The 17,783-nt window shown below is 62.6% G+C and carries 5 protein-coding genes; 1 reads left to right on the top strand and 4 read right to left on the bottom strand.

Annotated features, from left to right (window positions below):
• Nucleotides 1–14: 14 nt before the first annotated feature.
• Nucleotides 15–9,239: a hypothetical protein gene (locus AB7008_RS08220; protein ID WP_441258656.1), complete on the bottom strand. Its 9,225-nt coding sequence runs from the start codon at nucleotides 9,237–9,239 to the stop codon at nucleotides 15–17.
• A 129-nt stretch (nucleotides 9,240–9,368) separates the two neighbouring features.
• Here AB7008_RS08220 and AB7008_RS08215 point away from each other — a divergent pair, with 129 nt between their 5' ends.
• Nucleotides 9,369–9,782, top strand: a complete 414-nt coding sequence (locus tag AB7008_RS08215) for a hypothetical protein (RefSeq protein WP_441258655.1) — start codon at nucleotides 9,369–9,371, stop codon at nucleotides 9,780–9,782.
• 149 nt (nucleotides 9,783–9,931) lie between these two features.
• On the opposite strand, the gene AB7008_RS08210 is transcribed toward AB7008_RS08215, so the two are convergent.
• The 3 genes from AB7008_RS08210 to AB7008_RS08200 all read right to left on the bottom strand — a co-directional run bounded on the left by AB7008_RS08210 (nucleotide 9,932) and on the right by AB7008_RS08200 (nucleotide 17,783).
• Nucleotides 9,932–12,085, bottom strand: a complete 2,154-nt coding sequence (locus AB7008_RS08210; protein WP_212477299.1) for a hypothetical protein — start codon at nucleotides 12,083–12,085, stop codon at nucleotides 9,932–9,934.
• A gap of 197 nt (nucleotides 12,086–12,282) precedes the next feature.
• A complete protein-coding gene (locus AB7008_RS08205) occupies nucleotides 12,283–15,645 on the bottom strand; it encodes a hypothetical protein (protein ID WP_441258654.1) in 3,363 nt (1,120 codons plus the stop codon).
• A gap of 38 nt (nucleotides 15,646–15,683) precedes the next feature.
• Complete coding sequence (locus AB7008_RS08200) at nucleotides 15,684–17,783, bottom strand: trypsin-like serine peptidase (RefSeq protein WP_038936579.1); 2,100 nt, start codon at nucleotides 17,781–17,783, stop codon at nucleotides 15,684–15,686.

The raw sequence follows: 17,783 nt of genomic DNA, 5'->3' as shown, positions 1-17,783 counted from the left end.
TTAAACCCTTACCGTCAACCAGAAATCAACTTTGCGGGAAGGACGCAGCGCCGGATCCGGATGATCGGCCGGTTCGACGCAGCCTCGAATACACGAAGGTCAAAGATATAATCGCCGCCGGCTGCGGGCCGATAAGACCGGCGCCACGCCGCTACCGATTCGACAAACGGGCCGACCCAGCCCGCCCAGTCCCCGGTCCGAAGTCCGGAGCGCGCAAGGCCCGACACGTGCAGGCCGTCTCCCTTGATATCGACCTCTTCAGCAAGAAGCGGCTCGAAGGTGAGGAGCACATCCAATGAAAGTTCTTCCAGAATCGCGTCGTGGTCGGAAGCACTGCCACCGCGCGGCCCAAGCAGATCCTTCAGCATTGCGGCGAAGTGTTCGCCGAACGAGCGAGCTTGCGACGCCATCTCCACCTCGGCCACGGTGAGTATGGGCACCAGCGGAGCACCCGACGCAACGGTCGGAACCCGATAGACGAATTCCTTGGCGACAGGTTTCCCCCGGATTTCGGCATTACGTGTCAGATCCAGCTCCGTCTGCACGGAGCGATAGGCAAGAATGTCGAGATCCAACGCATCGAGCCGTCTCAGTCGCTTCGCCAGATCCCCCTCATTGAAGATCAGCGGACCGACATCGTCGGTCTTCGGATGGGCGGCGTCGGCCGGACAATAAAGCTCAAAGCTCCCGGGCCCGGGCAGACCGGCGCGGCTCTTATCACGCTTGATGACAAGACGGCGCCGGCCGTCAGCCATGACCTCCTCTGCAACATCGTAAACATCGAGACGCTCGACCAGCGCGGCCTCGGATTCGATAATCTGTTGCGACAATGCGCTTGCGAGGTCTTGCGCGCGTGCCGCGAGGAATTTGGCAGCAGCCTCGCCGGTCGCCTCCCTGCCGAGCTGTCGCAGAACGGGCTCGACCGCCTCGGCAAAGATCGCAAACGCCCTTGCTCGCAGCGCGTCCCGGGTAAGGCCGAGTAATGCTTCCGTGGGCAATGGGCCGGTTCCCGGATTGTAGCGGAGGGTCAATTTGAGTCGATCGCTTCCGCTGCCTTCGTAGCTCCACGTTCGCGAATGCCTCCAAAGCCGCGCATCGCCGATCGTGTTCGCCACCGTGTTTCCAATTGATTCAACCTCGATCGCGGGCGTCCGCGGATACCGCTTTCGCACGATCGGGATGTCCGCATCGGGCAGCTCATAGACCCGTGGTGTCGCGAGCTTGAGCCATGCGGTCGGCCGATAACGCCCCGGATCTCCCGGCACCACGGCCTCGAGTGCGGGTCGCGGCAATCGCTGCACGTGCGTCAGCCGATACCCGGCCGGCGAAGGAACGGTGTTCTTGTCGTAGTTCGGCGTCACGTCGGTCGTGACAAACAAGTGCCGTCTCCCGCTCGCCGGAGCTCCGATCTGCATCGCGGACGGCCGCATCGTGTACGGCACGACGCCGGTGTCACGCGACACGATGCTTCCATATGCCTGCGGTCGCTTCTCCTCGTCATGCGGGACGGCAGCCTGATCCTCGTAATACGAGATCGTGTCGATTGCATCTGCAGCGGAGAGCCGCATCAGAACCCTGTCCTTCAAAATCGCGTTTGGAACGTTTCCGATGGCCGGCCGGCCATCGAGAACGGGGCGAAGATCTGCGACAAGTGACGCGGCAATCGACGCCTTGGCGATCAGGATCTGCTGCAGAGCGTCGCGGCCTCCTTGCGTGTCGGACAGTCTTTGCACGGCCGGAACATCGAGCACTTCGTCGTACAGCGTAAGCGCACGGGCAGCGGTTGCATCTGCATCGATCCGGTCGAAGCCAACCGACCGCACGGGCTTTTCGTCCCCGAACGTCGGCACGTCGGCAACGAAGCTGTGCAGGCCGGTTGAAATGGGTGGCAGTGCGAGGTCGTGGCGCACGGCGGTGGTGAAATGATTGGCCGGCGGAAGCACGTCTTGCCGCACCAGCCAGATCGCCCGCTCGACCAGCCCCGGGACGCTGCCATACCCCGTTGCGAGCAGGAACTGCGGCGCAAAGTGTGCCATGGAAGCCTCCAGTTCTTCCAGGGTGCGCCCAAAACCGGCGGGGAACGCCACGGTGTTTGCAGGCTTGGCAGAGCCGTCATGGCGCAGCGGCAGCGGCAACGGCACAACCACGCTCTTCACATCGGAAGGCTCAGTGCCATCCAGCCCATCCAGGCTGGTGCGCTCGACCCGAAGCGCCAATGCAAGCTCAGCGAACTCTCCATCCGAAACTTCGACATCAAATCCGAACACGACAGGATCGCGAGACAACAGCCGTTCGGCTTCCGTCCTGACCGTCGTCGCCGGAATTGTCCGCAAGTCTCTCACGCTCGTCATCGCACCGAACGCTGCGCTGGCAGCCTCCATGAACTTCCAGAGCTTCTCGACGTCGGGCCTCGCAAACGCGACCGACCGCTTCAGGGCACGAGTCTGCTCGCTCCCGCCATCGGTCAACGACACGCCGATGTGTTCGTCGCGAAGCTGCAATGCCGCCTGGGCGTAGATGACCCTGGCGCGATCTGACATTTCAATCAGCGCCCGGTACTGGTCGTCGGTCAGGGGGCCTTCACCTTCCGGCACGATTGACGACGCAGAGCGGGGATCAAGCACCATGGCTACGTTGAGCCGGCCGGCAGTGCTGCCAGGCCACCATGCGAGCAGCAGCCCGGGCAAATCGTTCAGCGGGATCAGGCGATCGGAGTATCGGATTTTGACCGGGACGCTCGCGAGCGGCGGCCCCGACCAATCGTTGCCGTAGACGTCGCGCCATTGACCGGCGAGCTGCAGCGTCTTGCCTACGGCAGCATAGGGCGACCTCGCATTCATCAGCTTGGCGAACGGCAGGGCCAGCCGGTAGGTGAGCATCTCCGTCACGCCCTCGTCGTCGGTGTGCCCCACAGCGAGGCTCTCGGATATCGAGACCAGCTCGGCATTGTCATCCCTGACCGAATAGGCGAACATGGAGAAGCGCGCGGCGAACTGGTCCCAAAGCTCCTCGTTGAGACCGGTCGGAACGGCGGGCCGCTCCGGCCGCGTCACGATGATGGGCAAGACCCCGGCCGGAGCGATTGGTTCGCTGAGCTCCGCCCGCGCCAACGGGTTTTCGCTGTCGATCTGGAACGTGAACGAGTGACCATCCAGATAAGCCGCAGGATCGGCCTGGTCGGCAGGAACATCGAATACGACTGCGTTCGCGTATCCCGCGCTCTCCTCGGTCAGGTACAGGATCATCATTAGCTCGATCGGCGGCGTGCTTCCATCACCCTCCGGGCGAGGCGGGAGCTGCTGGATCGAACTGCCAGCCGTCGGCCAGCCGATACTCGTGCCGGCGCGGTTCGTGACGCCCGCGCGCCGCACGATTTCGACAAAAGCCTGAAGCTCGTCGATCGAAGCCACATAGGTCTCCGAGATAGCCGTTTCCGCGGCCAGCTCTGTCGCTCCGAAAGGCCTTGCTTCGGCCGACAGGTCACTCTGCACGACCACGGCCGAAGTCGCTGCACCAACCAGCGGCTCAAGCCCATCCGGCTTGACGTTGTAGAACTCGGCGCGTGCGATCCGTTGCGCGCCGCCGGCCTCCAGGTTGAGGGCATCCAGCCAAACGCGATCGCCTTCGGGCATACCGGCGATCTCGAAGCGATCGAGGACGGCAGCACCCGGGGCCGGTTTCACCAGTTGCAGCCGCAGCGTCACCGCGATGACGGCGTGCGAGCCGATTTTTGCCGCGGCTTCCGGACGCGTCCGCTCGCCGATTCTGAAGGCACGGAGGCCTGGACGACTGAGAAGGCCCTCGCTACGCGTCCTCGCCTGGTGACGAATGACCTCGGCCGGGAACGGGACCAGATGGGCACGGTTGCCACCGAGAACGCGGGGGCGCCCCACGGCGAAGTCGCGCGGCACCGTTCGAAACCTGTCGGCGGCGCTGATGCGCCCGCCAAGGTCGGTAAACAGGTGCGCACTGGCCGCGAACTGGACCAAGGCATCGCTCTCGACGCCGTCGATAGCAAAGGTGAGCGCCCCGCCACGCAGGAACGAATCTCCCGTCTCAATGACGAAGGCCGGCCGCTCAGCCGGGACGGCGGGGCGCCCGAGCGGATGTTGCAGCCAGGCGAGCTGGTAGAGACCATGATGCATTCCGGGCGCAAGGTTCGGAGGCATGACGCCGGCGGGCGGCGAATCCGGGTCGGGGAGCCGCGGTCCATGCAAGAACAGGCGCGTCGCCATTGCGAGAACGCCTGAGCGAACCTCGTCCCGTTCCAGTTCGTCGAGCAGATCGCCCAGCCTGAAGGCATGAGGCGATCCATCCGCACGCGGCGCTGCGGTCCTGATCTTCTCCGCGGCGATGGCACAAAGGCGCGAGATCGAGCCGCGGATGATCAACCCGACATAGTCCTCGAACAGGACCTGCGCGATCGGGAGCCGCTGCGGCTCCGCCTCGGCGCCGACCGACTCGGCAACTCGGGAAGGCACAAGAGCGGCCATCTGACGCTGGAGTTCGGCGTCGATCTTTTCGCGGTAGGCATCGTTGACGACCTGCTTGTCGGCAAGGCGCGTCGTCACCGGCCATTCCGATTCGGCAAAGCCGCTCCGGGTGATCGTCGCGGTGGGCGGAAGCGGGAAGAACACGCCGCCGATTTGCGCGGCACCATCGACCGCGTCCGGCGCACGCGAGATCGTCGCGTCCACATTGGTCCGAAACAGCGCATCGACAAACAGGAAAGACGGTTGGCGCTTCCGACGCTCGGATGCGTGGGCGGTTCCGTCGAAGATCGTGTCGCCCGCAGCAACCCAAAGCGAAATTCTGTCGAGCGTGTCGAACGTGATCTCGTGATCGCGCAAGGCGACACCGGGGCTCCGGTTCGTGGTGTTTGCGATCGTCCAGGCCGCCATCAAGACAGCCAGGCTCGATCCGCCGACGGGATGCCCATCGGCCGTACTATCGGGAATGACGCCGAGAAAAACGGCGTTGGCGCGAACGGACGCGTCGGCTGCCGCTGCGAGCGTCATGTCCGGCATCAGATACACGGGCATCCGCCATGGCCCAAGATCCGGTGCGAGCCGCCAGTCTGCCGGATTGATGTTTTCGGTCCAGGCCGGCGGCTCCTTGAACACCAGAAGCGGCCTGCCGGCTTCGGTCACGACAATCGACTCGGTGCCGGCACGCGGCTGGAACAGGTAGTACTGCGTGTTGCGGTCCGACCCGACGTAGACGGAATAGTCTACGGTCGTCGAGAAGCTGAAATGCAGACTGATCTCGATGGTCTTGCCGAACACCCTGAAGCGGGCGATCACGACCGAAATCCGCACGCTGACACCGGCCTCGATATAGAGGCGAATGCGGTGGTCCGTTTTCATATCGAAGCCGTAAGCAACCCATACGCGAATGGAGACTCCGGCCTTCACGATGCCGAAGTCGACATAGCCGTATATCTCGCCGAGTATGCCGACCTGCCCGCGGATCGCGACGAAGGTGGATGCTGCCTGCGTCCACTGGCGCACCTCCGGGCGAGCCGGATCGTGCCAGAGCACGCCATAGCCTCCCTCGATCTCGGCGAACACCGTGACCGAGAGCCCGGCACGAAAGATACCCTTGTTGATCTCCTTGCCGAGGCCGACACGAAACGCCATGCCGACCTCGGTGACGGGCTTGTAGGTCAGAAGGCTATCATCGACGATCAATGCGCCCGATCCGCCGCCCTGGTGAAATCTAGGCTGTGGGATCAACCATGCAGCAGGCCCCGATACGCGGCGGAAGTAGAGCCCGCCAGATCCGATGAACGGGAATACCTGTACGCCGAAGGCGCGTCCATAATCCTTGTTGAAGGGATAACCGAGATCGACGGTGAAACCGCCGTCGGTATAGATCTCAAATGCGATCGTTGGAAGCGTGACACTGACGACGCCGAATTCCAGCTGACGCCAGGCCGGCGGCGCGACGATCTCGATCGAATAGACGCCGAGCTTTTCACTGAGCTTCCGATACAGCACATCCAGCGAGAAGAGATAGTCGCTGGAGCCGGGCGACAGCGTGACACCGAAGCGAATGCCATAGATGTCGTCGTCGCGCATCGCAAGGCCGAGCTCGACGCGATCGGCGAATACTGCGGAGAAGCCGACGGACCAGCCTCGCGACGGGTCGAAGCGGATGTAGTCCCTCTCGATCGCGGTGGATATCTTGTCCAGCGCGGCCGTCTCGTTGTTTCCAGGATCCTGGTCATACGGCGCTTTCGATGTCAGGGCCGTAAAGCGACCGACGACCTCCTTGGTGGTCCTGGGAGGAGGCTGGGTCGCCGGAAGCGGATCGACACGCTGCCCGAGCGCAATCGCCTTCAGATCGAACACGCCAATCTTGCCATCGATGGGCTTGCGGGCGGCGAACCAGCCGATGCCACTCGCGGCCTGTCCGCTCCCCAGCGTTTTGGGGTCCACGAACAGGAACAGGGAGATGCCTGCCTCATCCTTCGGAAACTTGTATCCGAGAATTTCGAGCTGGGCGCCGATCGCATAGAGCAGCTTGATCTGCGATGAAGCGCCGCCCCCCGGCGGCCGGAACTGCTTGTCGAGAATCTTGAACCGTTCGGCCCGCAGCTTGATCACGCCTTCGATGCCGATGTCGAGCTTGCCATCGCTTTCCGGGAATTTGATGCCCAGCGCCCAGCGCGGAGCCCATCCGCCACCCGTCCTCACTCCGTCACTGAAGCCGAACAGCACCGACAGCTTGAATCCCTTCTTCGGCGCCAGCGAGCCGAGGAATCCGAGATCAAGATCGAACTCGAGACCAAAGCGGAAGCCGTCGGTCTCCGGAAAATTTCCGAATCCAAAATAGCCGAGATTGGGAAGTCTCAATCCCTTCCCGAACAGGTTCAGAGCCTTGAACTTCAATGGAAAGGAGGACCAGAATCCGCGGCCGGGCCGCTTGGCGGCGGAGCCGAACTGAAAGCGCAGCCGCCCCGGATTGAAGAACATTCGCAGGGCTCGCTCAATCGCGTGGCCGGGCAGGTTCGGAATCCTGAACCCCGTCGCAATGCCCATGTCGCTGAAATCGAGGGCCTCGATATCGATGACATCAAGCCCGCCCAGGGAGCCAAATTTGACCCTGCCGTCCAGAAGAAAGCGGGAGACGACCGATCTTGCATCCGCCCCGTCGGGTTTCGAATCGTCGGTCACATAAGCAATGCGATTGACGTCGACTATACGGATGATTGCATCTTCATCGCCCTCTTCAGGTGCAACCTGCCCCTCCTTTTTGGCGGCGTATCTGAAGCTTTGCTCGGGGTCGGTCTCATAGGTGTATACTTCACGCGTGGCTCCGCCTTCGCGTATCCGCTCGTAGCGTCCGACCAAAGACAGAATGGAGTCGTGCTTTCTCTGCCAGGCCGTGCTCGCTCTCTTCTCCCATATGTCGCCGAACCCATGGAACAGACGTCCCAGGTAGAAGTCGATCTTGGCTTGAAACGTCGAAATTTCGCCGTTCGCAAAGCTGACGAGCAAGCGCCGGATCTTGAAGCCGTAAGAACCGTCGTGTTCGGGCTCTTCCTCATTTGCTAGGGCAGGTTTGATCGCCGAGCCGTCGTCCCGATAGTCGACCAGACCGGAAAGGCGCGATTTTGTGGACCCGCCCGAATTGCCGATACCCTTGAGTTCGATTGCAACATACTCGCCGCGCAGCCGGTCGAGATCCATGCCGCCGAGCAGACCCTGGACCTGCGCGGGGAGATCGCCGAGCCCCAGATCGCAATTGATGATGAGAACGCCGGCCCAGTTGCCGTCGTTGAGAATGCTCAGCAGTAGCTGGTATTGCCTGGCCGCAGCGGAGTCGGTGGCAGCGGCTTCTGTCTTCGCACGGTTGATGAAGGCCTTAAGGATATCACGCGCATTCGCGGTCGGATCCTCTTTTCCCTCGGGTCCCGGGCGCAGAAACTGATCCCTGCCCGACCAGGATGCCGGGTCATCGGCGAGTTCGATGATACTTCTGCTTTCATATCCCTTGATGATGAAAAGCGTCTCGGGGCGTAGTTTTTGACGGTCCGCGCGCCCTTCTGCGCCCGGAATGCCGACATCGAAAGGCCAGCCCCCGATTGCCAACCGGCTCTCGAGGGAGGTGCCACCTTGCGCCGTCACGTCGGGCATCTTGTTCGCGACCAGGAACAAGCGATTGCGGATCAATGCGTCGGCAACGGCCGGCAGCACCGGCCCCTTCCCTCCGCCCGGGGTCCGGCCGCGAACGGCAAATTGAAACTGCGCCGGCTGCCCCTTGGCGGTGCCAACCGAAACGGCAAAGACGATCGCCGCGATGCGCCCGTCCGGCAGGCGCTCGACCTCGAAGCCGAGCGGCGTCGTCGATCTGCTGATGACCGGATCGGTTTCGGTCGCGGGCGAACTCTCGGTGACAGTATATCCCTTTGGGGCCGCCAGCTTGCGGCGCTCATGCGCCAGCCTTTCTATGTCGAACGCCTGAGCGGACTTGCGCTTGTCCTGCTGAACGCCGCGCGGCGGCAGGACAGGCACAAAACCCGCCGGAATATTCGCGGCGTCCTGCCTCCCGACCGTCAGCTCGAGCGGCGCATGCTCGAGCACACCGCCATCCATCTTCAGGTTGCGGCCACTGGGTGGCTCGGCGATCATTCGCATGGTGCCGGAGGGATCGCCGCGGTGCACGCTCATCCACGACGTAACGCCGAGGCTGTCACCTTGCGCCGAGAGCGCGGGCGTGTTCGTGGCTGCAGTGCTCTCGGCGGCTTCGGCAAACCCCTCCGGCGGGCGCTTGTCAATCGCGGGGCCGAGGTCGAACGTGACGAATATATCTCCGGACGCTTCAGTTCCGGAAGCTGAAGGCCCCAAAGTCTCGCTGGGCGCAAAACCAGGCAGCAGTCCGAGCAGCGCAAGGTCGAGCGCCGCACCGGCTTCGGTGCCTCCCGCAGGTGGCTTCACCTTTGCCTTGAAGGTCCCGCGCAACGACATCGTGTCGTCGTAGTCACTGGCACCTGCTTCAAGTTTCAGCGGCTGGCGCGTGAATACAAAAACCGGTCCCCGCTGCAGCGCCGGGGTCGGATGCGGCACGACTTCAACGTCGTGCCCGGGCGCTGTCGGGATCGCCAGGACGAGCGCTTCGGTGTCGGAGCGAGGCAATGGTTGGAGAAACGACCGGAGCTGGTCCAGCGGTGCAAACGGATCAAGCGAAAGCACGCATCGACCGCTTCTCGTGCCGGCCTCGCCGCCGTGCAGCACGGCAGCCTCTTCCGTAGAGGTCGCGGGCGATCCATCGTTCCGCTTCAGGTAAGTAAAGCGGTTGACGAGCCCCGCGCCGACGATCTCGTCGATCGACGTCGGCGTCAGGACATCGCTACTCGAGCTGAGGTGACCCTCGCCACGGAAACATCCGATCGCGGAAGCGTCCGTGAGATCGAGCTCCAATTGCATGATGGCGAAGGGCGAGCGGCTTGTGTCCAGTGCGCGCCGTCGACCGAAAACATGTCCGGATCCCTGGGGCGTGAATACCAGACCGATCGGGCCGGCCGAAAGCATCGATCGGTCGAGGTCAAGGACGTATTCCAGCAATCCTGTTGCCGGATCCTCGAGCTGGACCTGGTTAGCGCCGAGCGGAAAGGACCCGCTGCGCCCGCCTTTCAATACGAACAGCGGCACACCGCCGCCGGCGCGACCGAAAGCAATTCGCTCCGCTGTCTGGGCGAGCCCGATTGTTGCCTGCTCGGCCGCCCGATGATCGAGCCATGCAACGATCTCCGAAAGTCCGGCAAACGGTTGCGCTGACGGCAGCACCCAAAAGATGCCGTTGCGAACGACGCTGTCGTCCAAGGTCAACGACGGCTCCGACGCGACATCGTTGATAGGACGAAACAGGATTCTGGGGTTTACAGCATCGTTGGCAAAAATGGACGAAGTTCCACAACGGGAAAATGTCACCATGAAATGCGACTCCCTTCGGTCAACGGCAATCCGAGTAAACGACAATCCTTACGGTCAATAATCAGGGGGGCTGGAAGGCCACCGAGTTCAATCGTCACCGCCTTGCCGAGCCGTGCACCGGGCGGCCATTGATCGGTGGCGTCCTTGATCGGTTCGAAGCAGCCTTTTTGAATATCCGCCGGGAGGACATGTGCAAGGCGTGCTCCCAGCGGCACCTGACGATCCTGCCCGCCGATCTCGATCTTGACGTTCGGCGAATAGGTCAGGCCACCGAGGGCGACCGCACATGCAACCTGATATTCCGGCTTGCAAAGGACCGTTCGGTCGAATGCGGTCGTATGAGCGTCGGCTGTGAACTTGTCCAACGCGGCCAGATCCTGCGCCGCCACGATCAACGTGGCCGGATTTTGAGCGAGCGAGTCAGGCGCCTTGCTGAAATAAATGGCCGGGCTCGGAATAGTCGCTATGGTCTGGACCTGGCGCAAGTTTCTCGGGAGAAAAACCCGCACAACCCCTTGCTGGAGCAAATCCTCAAAGACGACATGGGACGCGAGGGCCCCGAGTTTAAGTGTGGTACCGGCCTCCACTGCAGCCCCGGCGGCGCTCTCGGCCTTGGCATTCTCGGCATTGGCGTTCTCGGCATTGGCGTTCTCGGCATTGGCGTTCTCGGCATTGGCGTGCTCCGCCTTGGCGCTCTCGGCCTCGGCGCTTTCCGCCCCGAGGCTGCTCGGCCGGTTAAGCCTGCCCGACAACATGTACGCCAAAAACAGGTCAGAGGCGGCGCGCCCGCGCGGCGCGGCCACCTTTCGCGGCCTAGGAACCAATGCGTAGGGATCAATCGGATCGGCCTGGGTGGACAGATCCAGTGGCGCGCCGGGCTGCATCGTGCGCGACACCGGATCCACGCTGGTCGACTTGAAACGAAGCGACATCGCCGGGTGCAGATCGAAGAAATGGAAATTTCGATCCGCCCGATGCGTGTGTAGCATCATCCCGTCGATCGTCTTCGGCAGGCGCGAAACCACTTCAGATACGATCTGCCCGTTCAGGAGCTTGTGACTCTCGTCAACAAGTTTCGAAGCCGTTCGTCCTGCGGCGATGCTTGCGTAGCAATCGACGATCCGTTCCCAGGGCTTCGTGGCCGGATTCTCCACGGCGGGATTTCCGACGGAAGACGTAAGTTTTTGAGGTAGCGTCGCCAGATGCAGGGCGACGGCCCAGTATCCGGGGATCAGGTATGGCGTGCTCTCGGCCTTGGCGAGCCGAAGGACGATGCGCACCCCGTCGGTCGTGCGCGTTCCGTTGAGGCGGCGAACCGGGACGACCTCGACCGAGCCGGACAAGTTCGGCTCGAACTGGTGAAGAGGGTATTTCGCCGAATCGACGCTGCCGCCAGGTCGAGCGAGCTCGACCCAAGGTGTCGATGGATACTCGAATTCGGCCGGCGGGCGGTTTGCGGGAGCCTCCGACGCAGGCGCCGCGATCGGTGTCCGGCACGCCTTGCTGATCGCGTCAATCTTCAGGTCGCCCTCCGCGAGCGTGACGCGAAACGGACCATACGGCATGCTTCCTTCCGGAAACAGTCGAAGCGCCATATCGTCGGACTCGGGCGACGGAGCCGACGCGTGCGTCAGCGCCGCGGAAAGAATCTCGATCTCGACCCGACGATGGGACGGTTGCGGCGCCGGCTCGCCTGCAGCCTCGGTGGCCGGCCTGGCAGGATCCGCACAAGCGCCGCCTGCTCCTGAATTCGCCTTGGCCTGCCCGCGTCCTTCGATCTCGAGCGCGAGCGGCACGCCCGGCGCGCTTTGTCGCAACAGTGCGGCGATCGTCTGCGCGCGCTGGAACGAAAGCTTCAGGTTTGAATCGTCCCCGCCCTCGCTGTCGGCGAAACCCGAAACGCGGACGAGCAGGCGCGACTTCGACGGCCTGCCACTGTCACGATTCGCCGCGACGAGCAGGGCCCCCAGCTCCTTGATCTCCCGAATGATGGCAGCTGGCCGCTTCTTGTCGGACGACCAGACATGGCCGCTCAACCTGCTCGCACCGCGGGGAAAGCAGATCAGAGGCTCGCGAATGACGATAGTGCCGCCGGTTTCGACAGGACCGCCATTGATGAGCGCCAGTTTCTGATACAGCGCATTCACGCAGGTACCGTGTGCACCGCAGTTGTCTTCACGGACTGCGGCGGACGTTGCACGAGTGGCGGTCGCAAGACAAAGGAGCGTCAACAGAGCCGCGCATGGCCGGCATGGCGCCCGCCGACTCGTTCGGTTGTACCTCATCCCCCACCCCCTTAGAAAGATTGCCCCATCAGCAAATGACTTTCAACGAGTATAAATTCTCAAGCAGTCGGTGACAGCATAGACGTCAGCCAACGTCTCCATCCCTGAAATGCGGCAGCTATCGCAATGAAATCCTGCGCCCGATCGCTGTGGTGGTCGACGATCTCCGCATATGCAGATAAGGCTTCGACGAAACTGCCGGCCTCATCGGCCAGCGAAAGAATGGCGTAGCCATCGAGTGGCCGCCGACTGCGGGCCTGGCGGCCGCCGTTCGCCAGGTATTTGTCGACCGACGACCACCATCCAAGCTTGCTCGGAATCTCTCCTGGAAATGCCCTGGTCAGGGCGTGCCCAGCCGGCTCTATCCAATCGGGATGTGTCCCGGCGAGCGTGTTCAGGACACATCGCGCCGCGGCCTCCGAGCCCGATGCGGCCATCTGTGCGACCAACCCCGCGAATTCGCGCGTGAACTTTGGGTCGGCGATCACCGCGTTGCCCGGAATCGCGGACGAGCCCTTCAGCAAGGTCCTCATGCCGGAGACTAGCTCCGGAAAATTGGGCTGCAATTGGGAAGCGACGGCTTCAAATGACTTTCCGAACTCCTGCAACATCCGCGCCCCGATCGTGGAGAAAACGGCGTTGAAATCGAGCTTTCGCAAAATCGGTCGCGCCGTATCCGTTTCATGGAAAGCGAGCACGCACAATGCGCCGCTCGTGGTCGCGGCCGCCGGCACCTTTTGTCCACTCCTGCACATCGCTCCGACTGCATCGAGGATGCGAGCTTTTCGCTCCAGAACGACCGAGCCGGCAACGAAGTCATCCGCATGCACGATGCACGCTGCATAGTCCCAGGCTGCATCGCCCAATCCGGTCGGGAACGATACGAGCTTCCAGTCGGCCATGCCGGACTGCAGCAGGACGGGAATGGCCTGCGGGTCGCGTGCCCCAAGACGCAAGCAGAAGCGCAACGGCCCGCCGGCAGCTTCATCGGCCATGCGCGCGGCATCGAAGTCGCCGTCGCCAAGCGCAGCGAACGCAGGCGCCAGCGGTCCGGAGGTCGTGCCTCGATTGAGCCACTCCCGCAGCTCGTCCCAGTTCCCCGAACGATACTGGGTTTCGCAGACCATCCCGACGAGCGCAGGATTGTGCGCGCCCCTCTGCAGATCGTCCAACACGGAGGAAAGCCCGACGACCGCTCCCCGCTGCAGAAGACGCCTGCCGAAAGCCACCAGCAACGAGGACGCCACCCTAGGCGGCAACGTTCTGAGCGCCTCCGCAGAGACCGCCCGTCCGAGCCTGACCTTGAGGTAGACTTGCGCCGCCCCCGTCAGGTCGTCGACGGCACTGGCCAGGAGGGCTCCCACCTCTGGCCTCCAATAGGAATCCGCCTCCTCGATTCTCTCCTCGCCGCTCAACAGCAGATGGTAGATCGCTTCCGCGCGCATGTCGGTGCTGCTGTTGGCCCGGGCGCGGAAGAATTTCGTGGCTCGCAAATTGGCGTTGTCGAACCGCCGGCGATCCTGCCGGCGCATCAGGTCGAGCATCGCAAGCCTTACATCGCTTCGGTGCCGCAGGCACTCGCCGGTGCGGGTCACAAGCCAGCGCTCGGATTCAAGCCGCCGCAACAGCTCCATCGCTTCGTCCGTTGACAGCGCATCGGCTTTTTCGACGAGGCCGCTGGCCGGGGCCATAACCTCGCGGATGACGTCGGTGGTGACGGCGCGCACGACCAGCCCGGGCACCGCGAGCTGCCGTACCTGCGGGTCGTTGATGTGATTGACCATCCGGTTGATCAGGATGCCCGTAATGCGCCTGCTCGTCACCAGGTCTGCGCCGGCATCACTGTCATCGTCTCCGGCCGACTCCTGCGCATCCCCTGACTCGCGGTCAGATGCCTCGACTTCCCGAATGATCTCGTCCAGGAGAGACGCACGCTCCGCTTGGTCCCTGCTCTTGAGCCAGTTCATGACGATTGCGACATCGAGAGGACTGCCCCGCAGCAGCTTGGCAAGAGCTGTGATCTGCGAACTCGCGATTCCGATGGCATCGCTTTGGTTGCGCCGGCGGATGAGTTCGACAGTGGCCGCGAGTGGAAGCGGCCCGAGCTTGATGGGCGGGTGACTAGTCGTGATCTCCGGCGCGCCGGCGCGGCCTGCTACAACGACCCGCAAATTCTCCCAGCTCCCCCCGGATCTCGCGCCCGTCGGCGGCGTCGGTGCGCGCAGCGTTGCGATTAGATCTGAGATACCTTTCACCGCCTGCTGGTCGTACTGAACCACTTCGAATGTGTCGAAGACGAGCAGTACCGGCGCCCGACCCTCGTTGATCGATTCGATGATCGACCTCAGCTCGAAGCAATATGCATTGAGCTGCGATCGCGTCGTATCTTCGAGCAGCCGCTGCGACGGATTGTTGGCCAGCAGATCGATTGCACCTCGCAAATCGGCTCGGAATTTGGCCAGCGGCGCTTCCAGCCCGGGAAACCACGTGGAGAATTGGAGGGCAATGTCGATGAGGATCTGCAGCGGCTGGCGCGGTGCCAGCGCGGCGCGATCGAAATCGAGATAGGCGAAGGGTAGATCGATGCCCGGAAACAAGGCATGGTCGAGAATGAATTTTCCGATCAGACTTGACTTGCCCATGCCGCCGATGCCGCTGATGATCAGCGGCTCGTTGGCGGCGTCGCTGAAGGTTATTCTCTGCCACAAGCTCCGAATGGCTCGACTTGCATATTGCCTGAGCTCTTCGGGCGGCACGATTCCAACATATGCGCGCAGCGTCTCGATCTGCTTTTCACGGCCGACGATGCGGTCTCTGCTGCCGTCCGCGCCATCCTGCTCCGTCCGCCCAACCAGGACTCTCAAGGGCTCCAACAATTCGCGTTTGGCGATTTGCCTGCGGACATCTGCCGTTGGCGGCACCGCCGCGAAGTCGGTCCCGGCGAGCCAGCCGGACACGACCATCAACTGATCGAGCTCCGAGGCCGTGGCGGCGTCTAGCTCGGGCAAATCACCCTTTATGACCCGGCGGAGCATGGCGCCCTCCAGATCGTCGCTGTCCGCAGGTATGTCGATCGCGGACTTCAGCGTGTTGGACGCGTTGGCATCCAGCAGCACCTGCCGACGGACGCTGGGCTTGAGTTGCCACATGGGCGTCCCGCTCCGCGGCACCAGTTCGGATTGGGCAAGCAACGCACGAAGATCCGGACTTTCGTCCTTGTCGGGCGAGAAGCCGATACTGTTGGGAAGGAAGTAGCCGCGGGTGGCGGCGGCCAGCAGCTGCTGTGACGCGAGGTCACCAGGGAAAGCCGTCTCGGTCTTGCCCGACACGGAATTCGCAGCGTCCCGCACCACGCTCAAATCGCTATCGAGCTTTGCCGTATCGATACCGGCTGCTCGCAATCGCGCGACGATGTCAGCCATTGAAGACGTGCTATCCGGTGCCGCCATGCCATTCACCTCTATTGCATGACCTTGATTGCCTTCAGCGCTGGGACCACACCGCCAGCCAACGTCTTCAGCCTGAGCCCAGGATCGGCCAAATCCGGCAACGTGGCCTTCGAATATTCGTAGAGCGCTGCAACCGTATCATCGTTGTAGCGGCCGTCCGCGCCAGCGGCAGAAACTGCTGCCCGAATGCAGCTCTTCCAGGCTTCGATGCCAATCGTGTCGTAAGCGACGACATCGTGCTTGTACTGACTTGTATATTCGCGCACAAAATCGGGAATATGACCGATCAGCAGCCAACGCATCGATTTCAAGCCCGGTCCCAACACCTGCTGCGTGTCCGTGACACCGATCATCCCCGCGATGAGTTCCTTCAGCCCTCCGTCAGGCGGCGACTTGTGGATGTCATCGATGACGATCCAAACGAGTTCGCGCAATACCAGTTCCTGACCTGCCGCCGGCCCCATCGTTCTGTCGATCACGGTTTCGCTCACGGTAAGTCCAGCGTTTTTGGCGCGATCCTCCAACAGCCGACCGAACCAGGCCGGCAGATCGTTTGCCCACCAGCGGGTCCGTTGCCGCTCGTCCGTAGGTTTTTCCGGCATACCCCTCATTTCGCCAAGATCGATGCGGCGGCCGAGTTCCAGGAGAAAATCCTCCGGCCTGTCGGATTTAAATTCCTTCATTTCCTCGGCGGAGAATTCGACCACGATCGCGGGCCGACGTCGTGCAATGGCGCGCAGGATGCGGGTGGAAAAGCTCTTGCCGGACTTTCCAGGAACACTAGATGCGTTCTGCTCGCTGACGACCAGAACCCGCTGCACCGCATGCGAATCGAACATCGCGAATGCGGCTTCCTTGAAATCCACCCTTCCCAGCACTGGCTCGGGCTTCTGGCGATCATCGGACAACGACCACAGCCCGTCGTTGGTCCCGAAAACGGCGGATGATTCCAGCAGAAGGCCTGGTTTCTCCACCGAAAGCCGGGCGATCACCTGATTTATAAACACACCCTGATTGCAGAGACTGGTGGGCCTGTTCGGATAGGCTGACGGGTGCCCCGCATTGTGAAACCCGACGATATCCGGCGTTGCGTCGAAGCAAGGTGATCCGGAGGAGCCTCCGTTCGTGTTGGTCGAATAAAACAATCGGGTCGAGGGATCGGGATCGCTGTCGACAAAGTCCCCCTTATCGAACATCTGGGGACCGGCGGAGGGATGCTGCAGAAGCGCGATTGCACTGCCAGGACGCGGCGGGCGCACCGGGGCGCCCAAACGCTGCCATCCGCGAAGCTTGCCTCCGCCTCCGCCAATGGATTCGGCACCGATCCGCTCGGCCAGACGAATGATTGCGCAGTCGAGGCGCTGGTCAATCGGCGGCGGGCCGAAAAGGTGGGTCCGTCCGTCATCCGGATGCTTCATGCTCGACCATTCGAGCCAACGGCTGGCTGGCGGATTTTCCCGAGGAGTCACGAGCCTGACCACGCGCAGACCACTCGGCGGGGCTGCGACGGCGAAGGCGCCGACGGGCGCCCAGTAGTCGAACACGAAAGCTAGGCTCTGCTCCGCTCCCGCCAGCGCAACATCCCCGGCCGGGCCGGGGACCAGGAAGCGCTCGACGACGTGACGCGCCGTCAGAACGAGATCTGCCCCGATGAGGAAACCGGTCCCCTTGAAGCCCGGCTCGTACGGATCGTCGATCCAGATCGCACACACACGGTAACGGGCGGCCTCCATTCCTTCAAAGAACGTCTTCGAAACCAGGAAGGGCTGAACCTTGTTGTTCAGGCTCTGGAGGTTAGCCTGATCGGCCACTCCGTCCGCATTCACGGCAATCTGGTCCGAGAGGATTCCGCGAAGCACGGCATTGGTCTGACTGCGACTGATGAGCTCGACACAAAACCGTTCGAGCCATCCCTGGCTGGCCAAGTGCGGTACCAGCGCTTCCGTCAAGACGACCTTGTTGCCCGGATCCTGTGGCGCAAGACGCTCGATATAGTTCTTGCGATCGCTCGGCTGCGTGTCGGGCGGCAGGATCGCGTCGACCGCCGCCGTTATCACCGCCCACGAGGCGTAGAGATTCAAGACTTTCGGTAAAATCGCCTGCGTCGGCAT

Origin of the sequence: Bradyrhizobium sp. 521_C7_N1_3, from assembly GCF_052075975.1 — a bacterium.
GTDB classification, from domain to species: Bacteria; Pseudomonadota; Alphaproteobacteria; order Rhizobiales; family Xanthobacteraceae; genus Bradyrhizobium; species Bradyrhizobium japonicum.
The sequence above is the reverse complement of the archived record's forward strand: the minus strand, read 5'-3'. Positions and strand labels throughout refer to the sequence as shown.

Coding starts and splice junctions, on each gene's coding strand:
- AB7008_RS08205 (WP_441258654.1), bottom strand. CDS start 15,645: ATGGCTGACATCGTCGCGCGATTGCGAGCAGCCGGTATCGATACGGCA.
- AB7008_RS08200 (WP_038936579.1), bottom strand. CDS start 17,783: ATGCCGACGCAGGCGATTTTACCGAAAGTCTTGAATCTCTACGCCTCG.